This window comes from Streptomyces sp. NRRL B-1140 (assembly GCF_001280065.1).
Lineage (GTDB): Bacteria > Actinomycetota > Actinomycetes > Streptomycetales > Streptomycetaceae > Streptomyces.
Map to the genome: position 1 here is coordinate 61,819 of NZ_LGEA01000080.1, position 17,983 is coordinate 79,801.

21 protein-coding genes and 1 pseudogene are annotated in these 17,983 nt (G+C 70.7%); 14 read left to right on the forward strand and 8 right to left on the reverse strand.

The window, feature by feature from the left end:
* Positions 1 to 4: 4 nt before the first annotated feature.
* The 4 genes from ADK65_RS09665 to ADK65_RS39750 form a co-directional block, all read right to left on the reverse strand.
* Positions 5 to 1,417 (reverse strand): condensation domain-containing protein, encoded by a 1,413-nt coding sequence (locus tag ADK65_RS09665; RefSeq protein WP_053669546.1) that lies wholly within the window; start codon positions 1,415 to 1,417, stop codon positions 5 to 7.
* A 135-nt stretch (positions 1,418 to 1,552) separates the two neighbouring features.
* Positions 1,553 to 2,005, reverse strand: coding sequence for a nucleoside deaminase (locus ADK65_RS09670; RefSeq protein ID WP_107092254.1), 453 nt, complete (start codon positions 2,003 to 2,005; stop codon positions 1,553 to 1,555).
* Between the two features lie 16 nt (positions 2,006 to 2,021).
* Complete coding sequence (locus tag ADK65_RS09675) at positions 2,022 to 2,774, reverse strand: MerR family transcriptional regulator (protein ID WP_053669548.1); 753 nt, start codon at positions 2,772 to 2,774, stop codon at positions 2,022 to 2,024.
* The gene (locus ADK65_RS39750; RefSeq protein WP_053669549.1) at positions 2,771 to 3,382 is read right to left on the reverse strand and encodes a hypothetical protein; all 612 of its coding nucleotides are present in this window, start codon (positions 3,380 to 3,382) and stop codon (positions 2,771 to 2,773) included. Before ADK65_RS39750 ends, ADK65_RS09675 begins: the two co-directional genes overlap by 4 nt.
* A 104-nt stretch (positions 3,383 to 3,486) precedes the next feature.
* On the opposite strand from ADK65_RS39750, the gene ADK65_RS09685 reads away from it, so the two are divergent.
* Together ADK65_RS09685 and ADK65_RS39175 are read left to right on the forward strand one after the other, a co-directional pair.
* Positions 3,487 to 4,425 carry a helix-turn-helix domain-containing protein gene (locus tag ADK65_RS09685; protein WP_053669550.1) on the forward strand — a complete coding sequence of 313 codons (939 nt, stop codon included), beginning with the start codon at positions 3,487 to 3,489 and terminating at the stop codon, positions 4,423 to 4,425.
* Positions 4,373 to 4,483, forward strand: coding sequence for a DUF397 domain-containing protein (locus tag ADK65_RS39175; protein ID WP_234352844.1), 111 nt, complete (start codon positions 4,373 to 4,375; stop codon positions 4,481 to 4,483). Before ADK65_RS09685 ends, ADK65_RS39175 begins: the two co-directional genes overlap by 53 nt.
* Before the next feature lie 3 nt (positions 4,484 to 4,486).
* Here the strand turns inward: ADK65_RS39175 and ADK65_RS09690 are convergent, their stop codons facing one another.
* Positions 4,487 to 4,780, reverse strand: a complete 294-nt coding sequence (locus tag ADK65_RS09690; protein WP_053669551.1) for a PLD nuclease N-terminal domain-containing protein — start codon at positions 4,778 to 4,780, stop codon at positions 4,487 to 4,489.
* A gap of 66 nt (positions 4,781 to 4,846) precedes the next feature.
* Here ADK65_RS09690 and ADK65_RS09695 point away from each other — a divergent pair, with 66 nt between their 5' ends.
* Both ADK65_RS09695 and mqnP read left to right on the forward strand, forming a co-directional pair.
* Positions 4,847 to 6,298: a menaquinone biosynthesis decarboxylase gene (locus ADK65_RS09695; protein ID WP_053669552.1), complete on the forward strand. Its 1,452-nt coding sequence runs from the start codon at positions 4,847 to 4,849 to the stop codon at positions 6,296 to 6,298.
* The gene (mqnP, locus tag ADK65_RS09700) at positions 6,295 to 7,197 is read left to right on the forward strand and encodes a menaquinone biosynthesis prenyltransferase MqnP (protein ID WP_053669553.1); all 903 of its coding nucleotides are present in this window, start codon (positions 6,295 to 6,297) and stop codon (positions 7,195 to 7,197) included. Before ADK65_RS09695 ends, mqnP begins: the two co-directional genes overlap by 4 nt.
* Here mqnP and ADK65_RS09705 read toward each other — a convergent pair.
* The gene (locus ADK65_RS09705; protein ID WP_053669554.1) at positions 7,187 to 7,792 is read right to left on the reverse strand and encodes a rhomboid family intramembrane serine protease; all 606 of its coding nucleotides are present in this window, start codon (positions 7,790 to 7,792) and stop codon (positions 7,187 to 7,189) included. The genes mqnP and ADK65_RS09705 overlap by 11 nt on opposite strands.
* A gap of 115 nt (positions 7,793 to 7,907) precedes the next feature.
* Between ADK65_RS09705 and ADK65_RS09710 the strand changes: the two genes are divergently transcribed.
* The 9 genes and pseudogenes from ADK65_RS09710 to ADK65_RS09745 all read left to right on the forward strand — a co-directional run bounded on the left by ADK65_RS09710 (position 7,908) and on the right by ADK65_RS09745 (position 14,349).
* The gene (locus ADK65_RS09710; RefSeq protein WP_053669555.1) at positions 7,908 to 8,570 is read left to right on the forward strand and encodes a UbiX family flavin prenyltransferase; all 663 of its coding nucleotides are present in this window, start codon (positions 7,908 to 7,910) and stop codon (positions 8,568 to 8,570) included.
* A gap of 57 nt (positions 8,571 to 8,627) precedes the next feature.
* Positions 8,628 to 9,083 carry an Lrp/AsnC family transcriptional regulator gene (locus tag ADK65_RS09715; RefSeq protein ID WP_053669556.1) on the forward strand — a complete coding sequence of 152 codons (456 nt, stop codon included), beginning with the start codon at positions 8,628 to 8,630 and terminating at the stop codon, positions 9,081 to 9,083.
* 45 nt (positions 9,084 to 9,128) lie between these two features.
* Positions 9,129 to 10,292 (forward strand): aminofutalosine synthase MqnE, encoded by a 1,164-nt coding sequence (gene mqnE, locus ADK65_RS09720; RefSeq protein WP_053669557.1) that lies wholly within the window; start codon positions 9,129 to 9,131, stop codon positions 10,290 to 10,292.
* A 69-nt stretch (positions 10,293 to 10,361) separates the two neighbouring features.
* On the forward strand, positions 10,362 to 11,012 hold the full coding sequence (locus tag ADK65_RS09725) for a UdgX family uracil-DNA binding protein (RefSeq protein WP_053669558.1): 651 nt from the start codon (positions 10,362 to 10,364) through the stop codon (positions 11,010 to 11,012).
* Positions 11,013 to 11,028: 16 nt separating this feature from the next.
* The gene (locus ADK65_RS09730; protein ID WP_053669559.1) at positions 11,029 to 11,553 is read left to right on the forward strand and encodes a GNAT family N-acetyltransferase; all 525 of its coding nucleotides are present in this window, start codon (positions 11,029 to 11,031) and stop codon (positions 11,551 to 11,553) included.
* A gap of 102 nt (positions 11,554 to 11,655) precedes the next feature.
* Positions 11,656 to 11,955, forward strand: a complete 300-nt coding sequence (locus tag ADK65_RS09735) for a DUF4229 domain-containing protein (protein WP_053669560.1) — start codon at positions 11,656 to 11,658, stop codon at positions 11,953 to 11,955.
* A 181-nt stretch (positions 11,956 to 12,136) separates the two neighbouring features.
* Positions 12,137 to 12,196: pseudogene (locus ADK65_RS39895) on the forward strand (putative leader peptide); the annotation flags it as partial.
* Positions 12,197 to 12,264: 68 nt separating this feature from the next.
* The gene (locus tag ADK65_RS09740; RefSeq protein ID WP_053669561.1) at positions 12,265 to 13,587 is read left to right on the forward strand and encodes a dicarboxylate/amino acid:cation symporter; all 1,323 of its coding nucleotides are present in this window, start codon (positions 12,265 to 12,267) and stop codon (positions 13,585 to 13,587) included.
* Positions 13,588 to 13,683: 96 nt separating this feature from the next.
* Positions 13,684 to 14,349 (forward strand): TetR/AcrR family transcriptional regulator, encoded by a 666-nt coding sequence (locus tag ADK65_RS09745; RefSeq protein ID WP_053669562.1) that lies wholly within the window; start codon positions 13,684 to 13,686, stop codon positions 14,347 to 14,349.
* Here the strand turns inward: ADK65_RS09745 and ADK65_RS09750 are convergent.
* Together ADK65_RS09750 and ADK65_RS09755 are read right to left on the reverse strand one after the other, a co-directional pair.
* A complete protein-coding gene (locus tag ADK65_RS09750; RefSeq protein WP_053669563.1) occupies positions 14,337 to 15,188 on the reverse strand; it encodes a MaoC family dehydratase in 852 nt (283 codons plus the stop codon). The genes ADK65_RS09745 and ADK65_RS09750 overlap by 13 nt on opposite strands.
* Positions 15,188 to 16,495 (reverse strand): 3-oxoacyl-ACP reductase, encoded by a 1,308-nt coding sequence (locus ADK65_RS09755; protein WP_053669564.1) that lies wholly within the window; start codon positions 16,493 to 16,495, stop codon positions 15,188 to 15,190. The genes ADK65_RS09750 and ADK65_RS09755 overlap by 1 nt, the downstream gene beginning before the upstream one ends.
* 121 nt (positions 16,496 to 16,616) lie before the next feature.
* Here ADK65_RS09755 and ADK65_RS09760 point away from each other — a divergent pair, with 121 nt between their 5' ends.
* Positions 16,617 to 17,909: an acetyl-CoA C-acetyltransferase gene (locus ADK65_RS09760; protein ID WP_053669565.1), complete on the forward strand. Its 1,293-nt coding sequence runs from the start codon at positions 16,617 to 16,619 to the stop codon at positions 17,907 to 17,909.
* Positions 17,910 to 17,983 lie beyond the last annotated feature (74 nt).

The following is a 17,983-nucleotide window of genomic DNA, read 5'->3' on the forward strand; positions in this document are numbered from 1 at the left end:
CACATCACCGCCGGGGGACGGGGGCGTGTTCCGCCACCGACACGATGATGTCGCGCAGCCGGTCGGCGTACAGCCGCAGGTTCTTGTGCGCGACATCGGTGTCCGGGTAGCGGGCCGCGAACCACAGGCCCTCGTGGAGCCGCGTGACCCAGGCGCAGACCTGGTCGCCGTACGACACCCTGATCAGGCCGTAGGCGTTGCGCTCGGTCCAGGTCGTGGACTCGGGGATGCCACGGGCGTCGGCGAACGACACGATCGAGTACATGTCGGGGGACGTCGGGCGGAAGTCCGCGCCGAGCAGCCGCAGCACCCGGGCCAGCGGCATCCGGGCCAGCGGCCGGGTGGCGTGCAGCGCGGCCCGTACGGTCTTCAGCGCGGCGGGGAAGTCGGGCGCGTCGGCGACGGGCACCTCGATGGGCGCGCCGCCGACGTACCAGCCCACCGAGTCCGAGTACGCGGACTTGGCCCGGGTGTGGAAGGGAACCACCGTCCGGTAGACGGGCTCACCGCCGATCTCGTGGACGATCAGGGCGGTCGCCGCCAGGACCCCGACCAGCGAACCGCCGTAGGGGCGGCAGTACGCCTCGAAGGCGGCGGCGGCGTCCGCGTCGACGAGCATCTCGCGCATGAGCTTCTGCGTCGGCAGCCCGGCCCCGGGATCCAGCCCGAGGTCCACGGGGAAACTCGGCAGCCGACCGTCGCAGCGCCGGATGAACTCCCGCCAGCGGGCGACGATCTCGTGGTCCGCGTCCAGCCGGTCCGCGCTGGCCCGCTCGGCCTCGCAGAAGTCGACGTAGCTGGAGACCGGCGACTGCTCCGGGGCCCGGCCGGTGAGATGAGCGGCGTACAGCTCCTGGATCTCCGCGGGAATGCGGTAGATGGAGAACGCGTCGACGTTGCTGTGGTCGAACGCCATGTACACGCTGGTGCTGTCGTCGCGGACGACGGCCGTGTAGATGAGGTTCGGCCAGCGCAGCGCGTCGGCGGTGGTGTCGAAACGGTCCTGGAGGTGCTGGGCCAGCGCCTCGGGATCGGTGAACTCGCCGGCGTCCTCGCGGTGCAGCGAGACCGAGGCCTCGTCGAGGGTGAAACGGCGGATCGAGTCGCCCGGCCCGCCCGCCCAGCGGAAGCCGCTGCGCAGGGTCTCGTGCCGCAGCGTCCAGCCGCGCAGCGCCTCACCCAGCGCGTCCAGATCGACCCGCCCCGGGATGTCGAACGCCGCGCCGAGCCAGGTGGGTACGAACAGGCCGTCCTCGCGCACGGACCGGGCCGTCCGCAGATGCGACTCCTGGATGTAGGCGGGAGGCCTGGAGTCCTCCGGCAGGGCCTTCGCCGTCGCGACGGTGGCCGGGCTGAGCGTCCATTCGACGAGTCGCCCAGGTCGTACGTCGCAGCGCTGGATGTCAGTCATTCGCACGAGGCGTCTCCGTTCGCAGGTGGGATAGACCCGACCAAAGGAATGGCGAACCCGCCACCGGCGACACCGGGTGTCGCTACTTTTCAATGGATCGGATGGCATCCCGAACGGTGATGCGAAACCCGGCCGGTAACTTCAGTTGACGCCGATGTCCTCGTTCCACAGTTCCGGGCTGCCCGCGATGAAGTCCCGCATCAGGCCGACGCACTCGTCGTCGTCCAGCAGCACGATCTTCACACCGTGCTCGGCGAGCCAGTCGTGGCCGCCGTGGAAGGTGACGGCCTCCCCGATCAGGACGCGGGAGATGCCGAACTGCCGCACCAGGCCGGAGCAGTACCAGCAGGGCGACAAGGTCGTCACCATCGTCGTGCCGCGGTAGGAGCGTTGCCGCCCGGCCGCGCGGAAGGCCGCCGTCTCCGCGTGCAGCGACGGATCGCCGTCCTGCACGCGGCGGTTGTGGCCGCGGCCCAGCAGGGTGCCGTCGGCGCCGTACAGCGCGGCACCGATCGGGATGCCGCCCTCGGCGAGCCCGGCGCGGGCCTCCTCGACGGCGGTCGCGAGCCAGGCGCGTGCCTGTACGCGGTCCATGCCCTCATCCATGGCCTCATTCATGACCCGGCGCCGCCCCTGCGTAACCCGGCCCGGCCGCGGTGAGCCGGTCGAGGTGGGCGTGCAGGGCGCCCGCGCCCTCGATCATGACCCTGGTGCGCGCCGTCAGCGCCTCTCCGCGCGCCGCTACGGCCGCACTCAGCGCCGCACTGCCGCCCTCCCGCCGCAGCCCCTCGAGCACCGGCCTGATCTGGTCGAACAGGTAGTGGCTGCGGCGCAGGGTGTGCACGATCCGGGCGTCGCGCACATCGGCCGGCGTGTACACCCGGTACCCGGTGGCGCGTTCGCGTCCCGGCGTGAGCAGCCCGGCGCCTTCCCACACCCGCAGCGCGGACGTCCGCACGCCCAGCAGCCCCGCCACCTCTCCGATGCGCAGCCCGCCCGAGCGGGGCAGCGGGGCGGGCGGCCCGGCCGCGAGCAGTTCCAGGGCCTCGCTCGCCGCCCGCAGCGCCACCCGCTCCTCGTGCAGCGCCGCATGCGCGGCATCGACCAGCGCGAGCGCGCCCGGCACGTCCCCCTCGTGCACGGTCCGCATGATGTGCGTCGCCGTCACCGGCCCGTACCCCCGCATCAGCGTCCGGTATGCCAGCAGCGCGCCGCGGTGCACCTCGCCGAAGACGCGGTAGCCGGACGCGGTCCGCGCGGCCGGCGGGAGCACACCGGCGTCCTCGTAGTTGCGGATCTGCTGCGTGGAGATACCGGCGAGCCGGGCCAGGTCGACGGAGCGGAGGCGGCGGTCGTTCGTCATCTATAGCCCTGCCTCTCCAGTACCGCGTAGTCCGCGAAGCTGCGGCGGTAGCGCAAGTGCCTTGTCTCCTGAGTGTGCCTGCGCTGCCACTCCTCCACCTCGCCGGGTGCCTGGCACGGACCCGAACCCGCCCCGCAGTCCTCCTCCTCACCCGAGACGCACCTCGCCTCGTACTCGGGCTGCGCGGACGCGTCCTGCACGATCGTGTACGGCACGTACCGGAAGATCCTCCTGCCGGCCGACTCCCCACCGTGCTCGTCGCGTTGGTGCTGGCGCAGCAGTACGTTCGCGTCCGTCACCGCACTGCCGTCGAACGCCGCCCGCGCCCTGTCCCGCCGCAGTGCCAGCTCCTCACAGCCCGCGCACCCGGGTACCGGGGAGGGCGGCCGGGCCGGATCGGCCGACAGTCCCTCCCTGGAACGTTCGTTGAGCGCGCGTACGCCCGCGCTGAGCCGTTCCTCCGGTGTCGCCTCGCGGATGCTCGCCGGGTCGGCCTGCCATTCCCGGCCGCCGCCGACCGGGCGCAGCATCACGTACGGGCCGGTTCTGTCCTGGTACTCGCCGACCTTGCGCGTCTGGGGGTCGTAGACGAGCGTTCCCGGTTCCATTCCGTGCACCTCCGTCACTCTGGGTGTATCGAGCGTTGCGCAGGGGGATGGTCCGGATCAATGCTTGGCGTGTGACACCGGTGCACTGTCACGGAGGGGGAGCCGTGAGCCGACGGAACGGCGGGGCGAGTACGGCGGCGGTATTCGGTGAGGTCCTGCGGCACTTCCGTGAGGCCGCGCTGCTCACGCAGGAGGGTCTGGCCAGACAGATCCCGTGCGACCGTTCGCACGTGGCGCGGGTCGAGGGCGGTACGAGGGTTCCGCAGGACACGTTCGCCAAGACCTGTGACGAACTGTTGGGCACGGGCGGGGTTTTGCTTCGGCTGTGGGGCCGGATCGACTGGTATCCGCAGGTGGAGCATCCGGACTGGTTCCGGCGGCGCGCCGAGATGGATGAGGTGGCCGTGTCCCTTCGGGAGTACCAGGAGCGGGTGATCCCGGGTTTGTTGCAGACGGCGGACTACGCTCGGGCGCTGTCCTGCCGTTATGTGAGCGGGGCGGAGCTGGAGGAGCGAGTGCGAGCTCGACTGAGCCGACAGCAGCGCTTCCTCGCTGATGGTGGTCCGCTGTACCTCGTCGTGCTCGACGAAAGCTGCCTGCGCAATGTGGTCGGCGGCCCGGCTGTCATGCGAGACCAGTGCGCTCACTTGCTGAACCTGACACGGCGTCCCAACATCCGCATCCAGGTCGCGCCCGCGGGCCCCTTCGAGATCGTCCGTCCCAGCGGCTCCATGTCGCTGATCACGCTGCCTGAGGGGCGCCACTGGCTGTACTCGGAGTCCCTGAACCGCGGCCACTTCACGAACGATCCGGCCCTCTACGAGCGCTATAACCAGTTCTATGATGTGCTCAGGGCGGACGCCCTGTCAGCTCCCCAGTCCGCCGCTCTGATCCACGAGACGATGGAGAGGTACGGGCACCATGGACAGGAACGCGCTGACCTGGGTCAAGAGCAGCTACAGCGACGGCAACGGCGGCAACTGCATAGAAATAGCCCCCGATTTCCCCGAAACCGTCCCCGTCCGCGACAGCAAAACCCCTGACGGGCCCGTCCTGGTCGTGAGTCGCAGCGCCTGGGCGGCGTTCACAGCCGCCCTCTGACGCTCACTCCTCGCGCTTGCGCTCGTCCGGGTCGGTGTCCTTGTCCTGGTCGAGCGACTTCAGGAAGTCGGGATTGTCGTCAGGCGCCACCCACTGCCGGGGGCGCTCCGCCGCGGGCACCCGCTTCTTGCCGGCGATCAGCCAGGAGATCGAGCCGACGAGCGGAAACACCAGCACCAGCAGCGCCCACAGCGGCTTGGGCATGTGGCGGATGTCGTCGTCCTTCGTGCTGATGCAGTCGATGAACGCGTACACGCTGAGCGCCAGCGGCACGAGGAACATCAGTACCCGGAGCATGCGGCCTCTCAGCGAAAGCGGTGGGTGGTTCCAGGCCAGGGTAGCGGCTCGGGGATACTGGACCCCATGGCTTACGACGATCTTCGCTCCCTGCTCAGGGCGCTGGAGCGCGAGGGTGACCTCAAGCGCATCAAGGCCGAGGTCGACCCGTATCTGGAGGTCGGGGAGATCGTCGACCGGGTGCAGAAGTCCGGCGGTCCCGCCCTGCTCTTCGAGAACGTGCGCGGTTCGAGCATGCCGCTCGCGATGAACGTGTTCGGCACGGACCGGCGGCTGCTGAAGGCCCTGGGCCTGAAGTCGTACGCCGAGATCACCGAGCGGATCGGCGGGCTGCTGAAGCCCGAACTGCCGCACGGGTTCGTCGGCGTCCGGGAGGCCTTCGGCAAGCTCGGCGCGATGACGCACGTACCGCCGAAGAAGGTGAAGGACGGGCCGGTGCAGGAAGTCGTCCTGACCGGGGACGACGTCGACCTGGACCGGCTTCCGGCGCTGTTCACCTGGCCGAAGGACGGCGGGTCGTTCTTCAACCTGGGGCTGACCCACACCAAGGACCCGGAGAGCGGCGTCCGCAACCTCGGGCTGTACCGGCTCCAGCGGCACGACAAGCGCACCATCGGCATGCACTGGCAGATCCACAAGGACAGCCGGAACCACTACCAGGTGGCCGCGCGCAGGGGCGAGCGGCTGCCCGTCGCGATCGCCTTCGGGTGTCCGCCCGCCGTGACCTACGCCTCCACCGCACCGCTGCCCGGGGACATCGACGAGTACCTGTTCGCCGGGTTCCTCGCGGGCAAGCGGATCGAGATGGTCGACTGCAAGACCGTGCCGCTGCAGGTGCCGGCGCAGGCCGAGGTCGTGATCGAGGGCTGGCTGGAGCCGGGCGAGATGCTGCCCGAGGGGCCGTTCGGCGACCACACCGGCTTCTACACGCCGCAGGAGCCCTTCCCGGCGCTGACCATCGACTGCATCACGATGCGCAAGCGTCCGCTGCTCCAGTCGATCGTCGTGGGTCGGCCGCCGACGGAGGACGGGCCGCTGGGACGGGCGACGGAACGCTTCTTCCTGCCGCTGCTGAAGATCATCGTGCCGGACATCGTCGACTACCACCTGCCGGAGGCGGGCGGCTTCCACAACTGCGCGATCGTCTCGATCGACAAGAAGTACCCGAAGCACGCGCAGAAGGTGATGCACGCGATCTGGGGCGCGCACATGATGTCGCTGACCAAGCTGATCGTGGTCGTCGACTCCGACTGTGACGTGCACGATCTGCACGAGGTCGCCTGGCGGGCGCTGGGCAACACGGACTACGCCCGGGACCTGTCGGTCGTCGAGGGGCCCGTCGACCACCTCGATCACGCCTCCTACCAGCAGTTCTGGGGCGGCAAGGCCGGTATCGACGCGACGAAGAAGTGGCCCGAGGAGGGCTACACGCGCGACGGCGGCTGGCCCGACATGGTCGAGTCGGACCCGGAGACGGCTGCCAAGGTGGACCGCCGCTGGAAGGAATACGGACTGTGACCTCCGCTTCCGCTGCCATCCCCCAGCCCGGACGCACCAAGGCGTTCCTCCGGCTGGTGATGATCGAGCACTCGGTCTTCGCGCTGCCCTTCGCGTACATCGCCGCGCTCACGGCGATGTTCCAGTGGGACAAGAACATCCACTGGGGCAGGCTGCTGCTGGTCACCGTCTGCATGGTGGGGCTGCGCACCTTCGCGATGGCGGTCAACCGGATCATCGACCGGGAGATCGACGCGCGGAACCCACGTACGGCGCAGCGCGAGCTCGTGACCGGCGCGATGTCGGTGAAGCACGCCTGGACGGGCGCGCTGATCGCTCTCGCCGTCTTCCTGGGCGCCGCGGCCCTGCTGAATCCCCTGTGCCTGGCGCTGGCCCCCATCGCGGTGATCCCGATGGTGGTCTACCCGTACGGCAAGCGGTTCACGAACTTCCCGCAGGCCATTCTGGGCCTCGCTCAGGCGATGGGCCCGGTCGGCGGCTGGCTGGCCATCACGGGTTCCTGGTCCTGGGACGCGGTGCTCCTCGGTCTCGCCGTCGGTATCTGGATCGGCGGCTTCGACCTGATCTACGCCTGCCAGGACGTGGAGACCGACCGCGAGATCGGCGTCATGTCCGTGCCGGCCCGCTTCGGCATCCCGGCGGCGATCTGGGGCGCCCGGGTCTGTCACACCCTCACCACGGCCCTGTTCGTCTGGTACGCCCTCGCCACCGGCGCCGGCGCCTTCTTCTGGCTGGGCCTGCTGATCGTCGCCGGAGCGTTCCTCTACGAACACTCGATCGTCCGCCCCCACGACCTGTCCCGAGTGAACCGTGCCTTCTTCAGCGTCAACGGTTTCATCGGCATCGCCCTGTTCGTGTGCGCGCTGCTGGACCTGGTGGTGCGTGGCCTCACGGTGTGAGCGCGGGCGGTGCCGCCGGGGCGCGGCGGAACACGAACGCCGCCGCCACCCCCGCCAGCAGCCCCAGCAGGTGGCCCTGCCAGCTGACGCCCGTCTGGGTCGGGGCCAGACCCGCCAGGATCGAGCCGCCCCAGATCGCGGCGACCAGGACGCCCGCCAGGACGCCCCAGGGGCGGCGCTCGAGGAAGCCGCTGACCAGGAGAAAGCCGAAGAGGCCGAAGATCACCCCGGAGACGCCCGCGGTGTTGGTGCCGTCCGGGGCTATGAGCCAGACGCCCAGGCCGTCGACGACGATGACCATGGCGCAGACGAGCAGGAACCGCCGCAGCCCGGCGAGCGCGGCGAGGAAGCCGAGGACCAGCAGGGGCACGGTGTTCGACGCCAGATGGGCGAAGCCGAAGTGGATGAAGGACGAGGGGACGACATCGACCAGCTCGGACGTGTCACGCGGGGTGACGCCGAGGCCGTCCAGCGCGTGGCCCGTCGCCACGTCCACCACTTCCAGCAGCCACAGCAGCGCCACCCAGGCAAGCATCAGTTTGCCCGCGGCCAGCGCACGGTCGCCGTTCGACCACCCGGCTTGCGGACCCGACATGGCGACCCCCAGTGCTCGTTCGTCCTCTCCGTGCAACGGCCCGCACCCCTGGGCCGGTTCCCACGCCACGGCGCCGGATAGGCTCGGAGTCGTGAACCCAGTCAAGCCAGGCGAGATGCCGCGTACGCCTTGGATCGTAGGGGTGTCCGGGGCTTCCGGCACTCCGTATGCCGCTGCCGTGCTGCGCGCGCTGCTGGACGCCGGCGAGAGTGTCGACCTCGTGGTGTCCCGGGCCTCCCGGCTCACCCTGCTGGACGAGACCGGGATCTCCTTCCGGGACGCCCACTGGCAGGCTGACCTGCGGGAATGGCTGTCCCGGGGCGCCGACGGCAAGCCGGGCACCTTCTCCGTCGACATCGACGCCGTGCGGCACTGGAGCGCCGGCGACCTGGCCGCCGGGCCCTCCTCGGGGTCGTACCCCACCAAGGGCATGCTCATCGTGCCCGCCTCGACGGCGAGCGTGGCGGGGGTCGCGCTCGGGCTGTCGAAGGACCTGCTGCAACGGGCGGCGAGCGTGACCCTCAAGGAGGGCCGCAAGCTGATCGTGGCCGTGCGGGAGACTCCGCTGAACGGCCAGACCCTGCGCCACCTGGTCACCCTCGACGACGCGGGCGCGACGGTCGTGCCCGCCTCACCCGCCTTCTACGCGGGCGCGACGCACATCCAGGACCTGGTGGACTTCGTCGCCGGACGCGTACTCGACGCGGCGGGCGTGCCGCACCGGCTCTACCGCCGTTGGCAGGGTGAACTCGGCGGCGGTGCGCACCGCGACGGCTGAGCAGCACGCGAACCTCATCGGACTCAACGACAACTTCAGCGGAAGGCTTCGATCGCAATGGACGCGGTGGACAGGCAGCTCATCCAGGCCCTGAGGGAGAACGGCCGGGCCTCCTACGCGGAGCTGGGACGCCTCGTCGGACTGTCGGGACCCAGTGTCACCGACCGCATCAACCGGCTGGAGGCGGCCGGGGTCATCACCGGCTACCGGGCCACCGTCGACGCCGCGTCGCTCGGCCTCGGCGTCACCGCCCTGATCGGCGTCTCACTCTCCGACGCCACCGACCACGAGGACGTGGCGCAGCGGCTGAAGGACCTCTCGGAGATCGAGGACTGCTGGTTCATCGCGGGCGACGACTCGTACATGCTCAAGGTGCGGGCGGCGGACGTCGACGGTCTGGAGAAGATGATCCGGCGGCTCAGCGGCATCGAGGGCGTCTCCCGGACGCGTACGACGATCGTGCTCTCCACGAAGTGGGAGAACCGGGTCGGGGAGCTGCCCGAAGAGGAGTAGAGCGCAAGTCGTACGGTTGGGACGTCGTCGTAGAAAGGTGTGGGCATGGATCTCGGGCTCAAGCGCGAGCTGGAGGAGAAGGTCAGGGCGGGCGTCCGCCTGACCCGTGAGGACGGCATCGCGCTGTACGAGTCGGACGACCTGGCCTGGCTCGGGGGTCTCGCGCACGAGGTGCGCACCCGCAAGAACGGCGACGTCGTGCACTTCAACGTCAACCGTCACCTCAACATGACGAACGTGTGCACGGCCTCCTGCGCGTACTGCTCCTTCCAGCGCAAGCCGGGGGAGAAGGACGCGTACACGATGCGCATCGAGGAGGCCGTCAAGCTCGCGAAGGCGATGGAGTCGGAGAACCTCACCGAGCTGCACATCGTCAACGGGCTGCACCCGAACCTGCCGTGGCGTTACTACCCACGGTCGCTGCGGGAGCTGAAGGCCGCGCTGCCGGACGTCTCGCTGAAGGCGTTCACGGCGACGGAGATCCACCACTTCGAGACCATCTCGGGCATGAGCGCCTCGGAGATCCTCGACGAGCTCATCGACGCCGGTCTCGAGTCCCTCACCGGTGGCGGGGCCGAGATCTTCGACTGGGAGGTCCGGCAGCACATCGTGGACCACCGCACCCACTGGGAGGACTGGTCCCGGATCCACCGGCTCGCGCACGAGAAGGGTCTGAAGACCCCGTGCACGATGCTGTACGGGCACATCGAGGAGCCCCGGCACCGGGTGGACCACGTGCTGCGGCTGCGTGAGCTGCAGGACGAGACCGGCGGGTTCCAGGTCTTCATCCCGCTGCGGTACCAGCACGACTTCGTCGACATGCAGGACGGCAAGGTGCGCAATCGCCTTCAGGCGCGGACGCAGATGGCGACCGGTGCCGAGGCGTTGAAGACTTTCGCGGTGTCGCGGCTGCTGTTCGACAACGTGCCGCACGTGAAGGTGTTCTGGGTGATGCACGGGGTGCAGACCGCTCAGCTCGCGCTGCAGCACGGGGCGGACGACATGGACGGGTCCGTCGTCGAGTACAAGATCACTCATGACGCGGACAACTATGGGACGCCGAACAAGCTGACGCGTGAGGATCTGCTGGATCTCATTCGTGATGCCGGGTTCCGGCCTGTGGAGCGGAACACGCGGTACGAGATCATTCGGGAGTATGAGGGGCCGGACCCGTTGCTTCGCGAGGCGCCGCAGCCCATGCGGGTGTGATCGCGGCTTTCCGCATGTGGGGGTTGCCCGCGCAGTTCCCCGCGCCCCTGAGTCGGGTACCCGGAGGGCATGGTCAGGACCTCGGCACCTGAGGATGCCTACACCGCTGAACCCTTTGTTCCTGGTCGGGGTGGGCTTGTCGCTCTGCGACGGGCCGCCGCCGAATGCCGGGGGTGTCCGCTGCACCGGGACGCCACCCAGACCGTGTTCGGGGCCGGGGCCGCGGATGCCCGGGTCATGCTCGTGGGGGAGCAGCCCGGGGATCAGGAGGACCGGCAGGGGAGGCCGTTCGTCGGGCCTGCCGGGAAGCTGCTGGACCGGGCCCTCGAGGACGCCGGCCTGGATCCTTCCGAGTCCTATGTCACCAATGCCGTGAAGCACTTCAAGTTCACGCAGGCCGAGCCCCGGAAGCGGCGGATCCACAAGGCGCCGAACCTGCGGGAGATGACCGCGTGCGGGCCCTGGCTGGCCGCGGAGCTCGCGGTCGTGGAGCCGGAACTGATCGTCGTCCTGGGGGCGACCGCCGGGAAGGCGCTGCTCGGGTCCTCGTTCCGGGTCACACAGGTGCGGGGGACGGTGCTGGAGGAGGAGATCCACGGGCGGCCGGAGCGGCTGGTGCCGACCGTGCATCCGTCGTCGGTGCTGCGGTCCGACGACCGGGAGGCGGCGTACCGAGGGCTGGTGTCGGACCTGAAGGTGGCGGCCGACGCGCTGTCGTAATAGCTACAATCCAGCCATGCCCCTTACCTTCACGCTGGGTCCCTCCGTCACCCCCGAGTTGCGTGACGGCCTGCTCGACCTGTGGACCGATGTCTCCAACGCCGGGGGCGCCGTCGGATACGTGCCGCCGGTCACGCGGGAGGAGATCCGCCCCGCGCTGGTGCAGCACTTCGCGTCGATGGCGGAGGGGCGGGCGAAGCTGCTCGTCGGGCACGACGAGGAGGGACGGGTCGCGGCGACGGCGTTCCTGACCTTCAACACGCACCATCTGATGACGCACTGGCTGTGGCTGTACACGGTGATGGTGCATCCGAGGCATCACGGCAAGGGCTGGGGGCGGGAGCTGCTCGGCGCCGCCGCGGACGCGGCCCGGGCCATGGACGGGATCGAGGCGATCCGGCTGACCTGCCGGGGCGGTCTCGGCCTTGAGCGGTTCTACGAGTCCTGCGGTTACAAGGAGGTCGGGCGCATCCCCGGGGCGATCCGGCTGGGTCCGGGGGAGGACCGGGACGACGTCATCATGCTGCTGCCCCTGACCTGACCGCCGACGACCCCCCTCACAAGATCGGCCGCTCGGCGTGCTTCACTGGACGGTGCCCCTTTGGGTGCGTTCCGGCCGTTCGAAACGGAAGAGTGGATTGAGATGCTCCGCTACACACTGATGCGCCTCGGAGTCTTCGTGGGCTGCCTCGTGGTCGTCTGGGGCGCCGTCTACTCCGGCATCGCCCCGCGCGGGCTGGGCAACAGCAACGGACTGTGGGTCGTCCTCCTCGCCCTGCTGATCTCCGCGCCGATCAGTTTCGTCGTGCTGCGCAAGGAGCGGGACCGGGCGTCGGTGCAGGTCGCGCAGCGCGTGGACCGGATGAAGGCGAACCTGGACGCCAACCGCAGCCAGGAGGACGCCGTCGACGACACGGCCCGCACCCAGGGGCAGACCTCGTAGGGCCCCTCACGCGCATACAGCGCCCCGTTTCCGTACATGCACGGAAACGGGGCGCATTGCGTTGTATGGGTGTGTGTGAGTCGTCACCTGTCAAAGAAAGGCTTTGGGGTCCCCAAAGCTCAGGTGTTAAGGTCTTGGTATGAAGTCAGCAGTCGCGCCCCATTCGCCCCTGAGCGCTCCGCTCGTGGCGCGGCTGCACGTGGATCTCTGTCGGTGCGCGTCCGCTTTCTGTCGTTCCTGACGTAACGCAACCCCCCGCCGTCCCTCCCACGTCAGCTTTCCTACGCGTCCCCCCAACGGAGTCAGTCCGTGTCCTCACACACGAAGTCCTTCAAGGTGCCCTTCTGGGCCCAGATACTCGCCGGTCTCGTCCTGGGTGTGCTGCTCGGCTGGCTCGCCCGCAACCAGGACCTCTCCTGGCTGACCACGACACTGGAAAAGGTCGGCGACACCTTCATCGGGCTGCTGAAGCTCGCGGTCGCCCCGCTCGTGTTCTTCGCGATCCTGGTGTCGATCACCAACCTGCGGAAGGTCAACAACGCGGCCCGCCTGGCCTCGCGCACCCTCCTGTGGTTCATGATCACCTCGCTGATCGCGGTCAGCATCGGCCTGGTCATCGGCCTGCTGACCAACCCCGGCGCCGGTACCGGCCTCACGCCCAAGGACGGCGCGAAGCCCGAGGACACCGGCTCCTGGATCGACTTCCTGACGGGCATCATCCCGACCGACGTCATCACGCCGTTCACCCAGCTGAACGTGCTGCAGATCGTGTTCATGGCCGCCGTCGCCGGTATCGCCGCGCTCCAGCTCGGTGAGAAGGCCCAGCCGATCCTCACCCTGAGCGAGTCCGTGCTCAGCCTCCTCCAGAAGGCACTGTGGTGGGTCATCCGGCTCGCCCCGATCGGCACCGTCGGCCTCATCGGCAACGCCATCGCCACCTACGGCTGGGACCTGATCGGCAAGTACGCCACCTTCACCGTCGACATCTACGTCGGTTGCGCGATCGTCCTGTTCGTGGTCTACCCGGCCCTGCTCGCCACCGTCGCCAAGGCCAACCCCATCCAGTTCTTCAAGGGTGCCTGGCCGGCGATCCAGCTCGCCTTCGTCTCCCGCTCGTCCGTGGGCACCATGCCGCTGACGCAGAAGGTCACCGAGCGGCTCGGTGTGCCGAAGGAGTACGCCTCCTTCGCCGTGCCGTTCGGCGCGACGACCAAGATGGACGGCTGCGCCGCGATCTACCCGGCCATCGCCGCGATCTTCGTCGCCCAGATCTTCGACATCCAGCTGGGCGTCGGCGACTACCTGCTGATCGCGTTCGTGTCGGTGGTCGGCTCGGCCGCGACCGCCGGTCTGACCGGTGCGACGGTCATGCTGACCCTCACCCTCTCCACCCTCGGCCTGCCGATGGAGGGCGTCGGTCTGCTCCTCGCGATCGACCCGATCCTCGACATGATGCGCACCGCGACCAACGTCGCCGGGCAGGCGCTGATCCCGGTCCTGGTCTCGGCCCGCGAGAACCTGCTCGACCGTGGCGCCTACGCCACGGCCGACGGCTCCTCCCTGGACGAGCCGCTCGACGAGCCGCGTGACGAGCCGCGCGACCGCACCGAGCCGGTCGGCGCGACCGCCTGACGGCCGGACCTGCCGCACGCGTCACGGGCCCCCTGGGCGGTCCTTCCCCGGTTTCCCGGGAGAGGGGCCTCCAGGGGGCCCGTACGCTTGAGCGCTATGGGTGCCGTGAAGACCAAGCGGATGCCGCGCGCGGTCCGTGAACAGCAGATGCTGGACGCCGCCGTGCGGATCTTCGGCCAGCGGGGCTACATGGCCGCGTCGATGGACGAGATCGCCGAACTCGCGGGCGTGTCCAAGCCGTTGGTCTACCTGTACCTCAACTCCAAGGAAGACCTCTTCACCGCCTGCATCCGCCGCGAGGCGCAGGCGCTCGTCGAGGCGGTACGGGCCGGAGTACGCCGCGACCTGCCCGCCGACCGGCAACTGTGGGAAGGGCTCGGCGCCTTCTTCGCCCACACCGGCCAGAACCCGGACGCCTGGTCGGTCCTGCACCTCCAGGCCCGCACGCACGGTGAGCCGTTCGCCGCCGAGGTCACCGCGATGCGCGAGGAGATCGTCGCCTTCGTCACCCAGCTCATCCTCGCCGGTGCCCGCGAGGCGCACCGCGACCCCGACCTGCCGGAGCGCGAGGTCGCCGGGCTCGCCGAGGCCCTGGTCGGCGCCGCCGAGTCGCTTGCCGCCTGGGCCAACGCCACCCCGGGCGTCACCGCCCGCCAGGCCGCGGCCACCTTGATGAACTTCGCCTGGGCGGGGCTCGGCGACCTCATGGCGGGGCGGCCCTGGGCGCCCCCGGAGGAGCCGCAGGGCCCTCACGTCGCATAGACGTCCCCCGTCACATGGACGCGGCCCCCCGGGCCGCGCAGCTCGAACCGGCCGTCCCGCGCCGCATACGTCACCGTCGCGGGCAGCAGGACCGGTGCCCTGAACTCCGCGCGCAGATGGCAGCGCTGGGGCACGTCATGCGCGGCGAGGCAGCGGGCCACGGTCCACATGCCGTGCGCGATGGCCCGGGGAAAGCCGAACAGCCGGGCCGTCAGCGGGTGCAGATGGATCGGGTTGCGGTCCCCGGAGGCGGCTCCGTAGCGGCGCCCCACATCCCCGGCGAGCCGCCACTCGTCGACCGGGGGCAGCGGCTCCCGCGCCTCCGGCTCCCGGGGGAGCGCGGTCAGCCGGTGCGTGCGGTGCCGCGCCAGGTACGTGCTGCTCGACTCCCACACGACGGTGCCGGCGCGGCGCACCTCGGTGACGACCGTGGCCTGCGTGCCACGCCGATGGGGAGTCAACCCCTCGACGTGGACGGACAGTTCGTGCGTGCCGCCGGGAGACATCGGCTCGTGCCGGGTGACGGTGATCGACGTGTGGACGAGGCCGAGCAGCGGCAGGGGGAAGTCCCGGCCGCTCATCAGCCGCATGGCCAGGGGGAATCCCAGCACGTGCGGATACGTCACCGGCAGCGCATCCTCCCCGACGGGGAATCCGCAGACCCGCTCGTACGCCGCGAGCCGCGCGAGGTCGACGCGCACGTCGGGCAGGACGAGCCGGGTGCGGGAGAACTCCGCGTCGGGGCCGGGCCGTTTGAGGGGGGACAGCAGGGCGCCGCGGGCCAGGAGCGGGGCGAGGGAGGGGGGCCGGGTGAGGGTGCGGACGGGGGTGCCGGTCATCACGCCCCCAGCAGGCTCTGGCCGCAGACGCGGACGACCTGGCCGTTGACCGCGCCGGAGGCCGGGTGGGCCAGCCAGGCGGTGGTCTCGGCGACGTCGGCCGGGAGGCCGCCCTGGGCGAGGGAGTTCATCCGGCGGCCCGCCTCGCGGATGAACAGCGGGACGGCCGCCGTCATCTTGGTCTCGATGAAGCCGGGCGCGACCGCGTTGACCGTCACGCCGTGCTCGTCGAGCGCCCGCGGCGCGAGGGAGCGGACCAGGCCGACGACGCCCGCCTTGCTCGCGCCGTAGTTGGTCTGGCCGGCGTTGCCGGCGATCCCGGCGATCGAGGCGGTGGCCACGATCCGGCCGCCGCGCTTGAGCGTGCCGTCCTTGAGCAGGGCGTCCGTGGTGCGCAGCACGCTCGTCAGGTTCACCTCCAGCACGCAGGCCCAGCGTTCGGCGGGCATGTTCACCAGGCGCCGGTCGCGGGTGATGCCCGCGTTGTGGATCAGCACGTCGAGGCCGTCGGGCAGCGCCTCGGCGATCCGGGCGCCCGCGTCGGCGGCCGTCATGTCGAGCAGCAGCGCGGTGCCGCCGAGCCGGTCGGCGACCCGCCGGGCGTCAGGCTCGGCCTGCGGCACGTCGAGCACCACGACCCGGGCACCGTCCCGGGCGAGGGTCTCGGCGACCGCCTCGCCGATGCCCCGGGCGGCGCCGGTGACCAGGGCGGTGCGGCCGGCCAGGGGGCGGTCCCCGTCGGCGGCGGCCGTCTCCCGCGTGGCTCCTCCTACCTCGACGACCTGCCCGCTCACATAAGCCGACTTGGGCGACAGCAGGAAGCGCAAGGTCGACTCGGCGGCGGCCGCGTCCGTGAGCCGGACCAGGTTCACCGTCCTGCCCCGGCCGATCTCCTTGCCGAGGGAACGCGTGAAACCCTCCAGGGCCTGCTGGGCCGCGGCCTGGTGGTGGTCGGCGGGGTCGAGCGGCGCGCCGAGTACGACCACGCGCCCGCTCGGGATGACCGACCGGACGACGGGATGCAGGGCGGCGTGCACCTCCGCCAGGGCCTCGACGTCCCGCACGCCGGTCGCGTCCAGGACGACGGCGGCCGTGCGGCCGGCGCCGCCCGGGCCGAGTCCCGTACGGGCCAGGACCGGCGCCAGGGCGAGGGCGGACCGGCCGGCGGTGAGGTGCAGCAGCCCACCGTCCAGGACGGGCCGCTCGGGGGAGAAGCGGGTCAGCGCCGCGGGCTGCGGCAGTCCCAGCCGATGGGTGAGGAAGCGGCCGGGCGCGGTAGCGGTGAAGCGCAGATAGCGGTCGGCCATGGACGACTCCCAGTTCCCGAGGACGGTTCGCTGAAGACGGTTCGCTGAAGCCTCACTCCTGCTTACTCTGGAGTAAGGTTACCGGAGGTAATGCTATGTCACGGACGAGGAGCGGGTCGAGATGAGCAGCCCCCAGCAGGTGTCGCCGCCGGTGCGGCGGGTGGCGGTCGTCGGCGGAGCGCGCATCCCCTTCGCCCGCTCCGACGGCCCCTACGCCACCGCCTCCAACCAGCAGATGCTCACCGCCGCCCTCGACGGCCTCGTCGAGCGCTACGGGCTCCGGGAGCCGGGCGCCGTCGGGGAGTTCGTCGCCGGGGCGGTGCTCAAGCACGCCCGTGACTTCAACCTCGCCCGCGAGACCGTCCTCGGCTCGCGACTCCACCCGCGCACCCCCGCCTACGACGTCCAGCAGGCCTGCGGCACCGGACTCCAGGCCGTCATCGCCGCCGCCAACAAGATCGCCCTCGGCCAGACCGAGTCGGCCGTCGCGGGCGGCGCCGACACGGCCAGCGACGCACCCCTCGGCGTCAACGACTCCCTGCGGCGCATCCTGCTGGAGGTCCGCCGCGCGAAAACGCCCGGCGCCCGCCTGAAAGCCCTGGCGAAAGTCCGCCCGGGCCACCTCGTCCCCGACATCCCGCGCAACGCCGAGCCGCGCACCGGCCTGTCCATGGGCGAACACGCGGCCGTCACCGCCCGCGCCTGGGGCATCGCCCGCGAGGCGCAGGACGAACTCGCCGCCACCAGTCACCGGCGGCTGGCGGCGGCGTACGAACGCGGCTTCTTCCAGGACCTGGTGGTCCCCTTCCGGGGCCTGGCCCGCGACCAGAACCTGCGCCCCGGTTCGACGGTGGAGAAACTGGCCTCGCTGAAGCCGGTGTTCGGACTCGACCACCCCGACCCGACCATGACCGCCGGGAACTCCACCCCGCTGACCGACGGCGCCGCCACCGTCCTGCTCGCGAGCGAGGACTGGGCCCGCGAGCGCGGCCTGGAGCCGCAGGCGTACCTCACCGCGTACGAGACCGCGGCCGTCGACTTCGCCGGCGGCGACGTGGCCGGCGGCGAGGACGGACTGCTCATGGCGCCCGCGTACGCGGTCCCGCGCATGCTGGAGCGCACCGGGCTCGGCCTGGACGACTTCGACCTGGTCGAGATCCACGAGGCGTTCGCCTCCCAGGTGCTGGCGACACTCGCCGCCTGGGAGAAGCGGGGCCTCGGCACGGTCGCCCGCGCCCGGCTGAACGTCGCCGGCTCCTCCCTCGCCACCGGCCACCCCTTCGCCGCCACCGGCGCCCGGATCGTCGCCACCCTGGCCAAGCTCCTCACCGAACGGGGCGGCCCCGCCCGCGGCCTGATATCCGTCTGCGCGGCGGGCGGACAGGGGGTGACGGCCGTCCTGGAGCGCGCCTGAGGGCGTGGGCGCGCCATACGTGAGGTCCCCTCACGTAATCCCCGAGATTGCACAGGCCTGGCTCCGGACCATCC

Coding starts and splice junctions, on each gene's coding strand:
- ADK65_RS09730 (WP_053669559.1), top strand. CDS start 11,029: ATGCCCCTTACCTTCACGCTGGGTCCCTCCGTCACCCCCGAGTTGCGT.
- ADK65_RS09715 (WP_053669556.1), top strand. CDS start 8,628: ATGGACGCGGTGGACAGGCAGCTCATCCAGGCCCTGAGGGAGAACGGC.
- ADK65_RS39750 (WP_053669549.1), bottom strand. CDS start 3,382: ATGGAACCGGGAACGCTCGTCTACGACCCCCAGACGCGCAAGGTCGGC.
- ADK65_RS09750 (WP_053669563.1), bottom strand. CDS start 15,188: ATGACCGGCACCCCCGTCCGCACCCTCACCCGGCCCCCCTCCCTCGCC.
- ADK65_RS09735 (WP_053669560.1), top strand. CDS start 11,656: ATGCTCCGCTACACACTGATGCGCCTCGGAGTCTTCGTGGGCTGCCTC.
- ADK65_RS09710 (WP_053669555.1), top strand. CDS start 7,908: ATGCCGCGTACGCCTTGGATCGTAGGGGTGTCCGGGGCTTCCGGCACT.
- ADK65_RS09760 (WP_053669565.1), top strand. CDS start 16,617: ATGAGCAGCCCCCAGCAGGTGTCGCCGCCGGTGCGGCGGGTGGCGGTC.
- mqnE (WP_053669557.1), top strand. CDS start 9,129: ATGGATCTCGGGCTCAAGCGCGAGCTGGAGGAGAAGGTCAGGGCGGGC.
- ADK65_RS09690 (WP_053669551.1), bottom strand. CDS start 4,780: ATGCTCCGGGTACTGATGTTCCTCGTGCCGCTGGCGCTCAGCGTGTAC.
- ADK65_RS09755 (WP_053669564.1), bottom strand. CDS start 16,495: ATGGCCGACCGCTATCTGCGCTTCACCGCTACCGCGCCCGGCCGCTTC.
- ADK65_RS09670 (WP_107092254.1), bottom strand. CDS start 2,005: ATGGACCGCGTACAGGCACGCGCCTGGCTCGCGACCGCCGTCGAGGAG.
- ADK65_RS09695 (WP_053669552.1), top strand. CDS start 4,847: ATGGCTTACGACGATCTTCGCTCCCTGCTCAGGGCGCTGGAGCGCGAG.
- ADK65_RS09705 (WP_053669554.1), bottom strand. CDS start 7,792: ATGTCGGGTCCGCAAGCCGGGTGGTCGAACGGCGACCGTGCGCTGGCC.
- ADK65_RS09675 (WP_053669548.1), bottom strand. CDS start 2,774: ATGACGAACGACCGCCGCCTCCGCTCCGTCGACCTGGCCCGGCTCGCC.
- ADK65_RS09725 (WP_053669558.1), top strand. CDS start 10,362: ATGGTCAGGACCTCGGCACCTGAGGATGCCTACACCGCTGAACCCTTT.
- ADK65_RS09745 (WP_053669562.1), top strand. CDS start 13,684: ATGGGTGCCGTGAAGACCAAGCGGATGCCGCGCGCGGTCCGTGAACAG.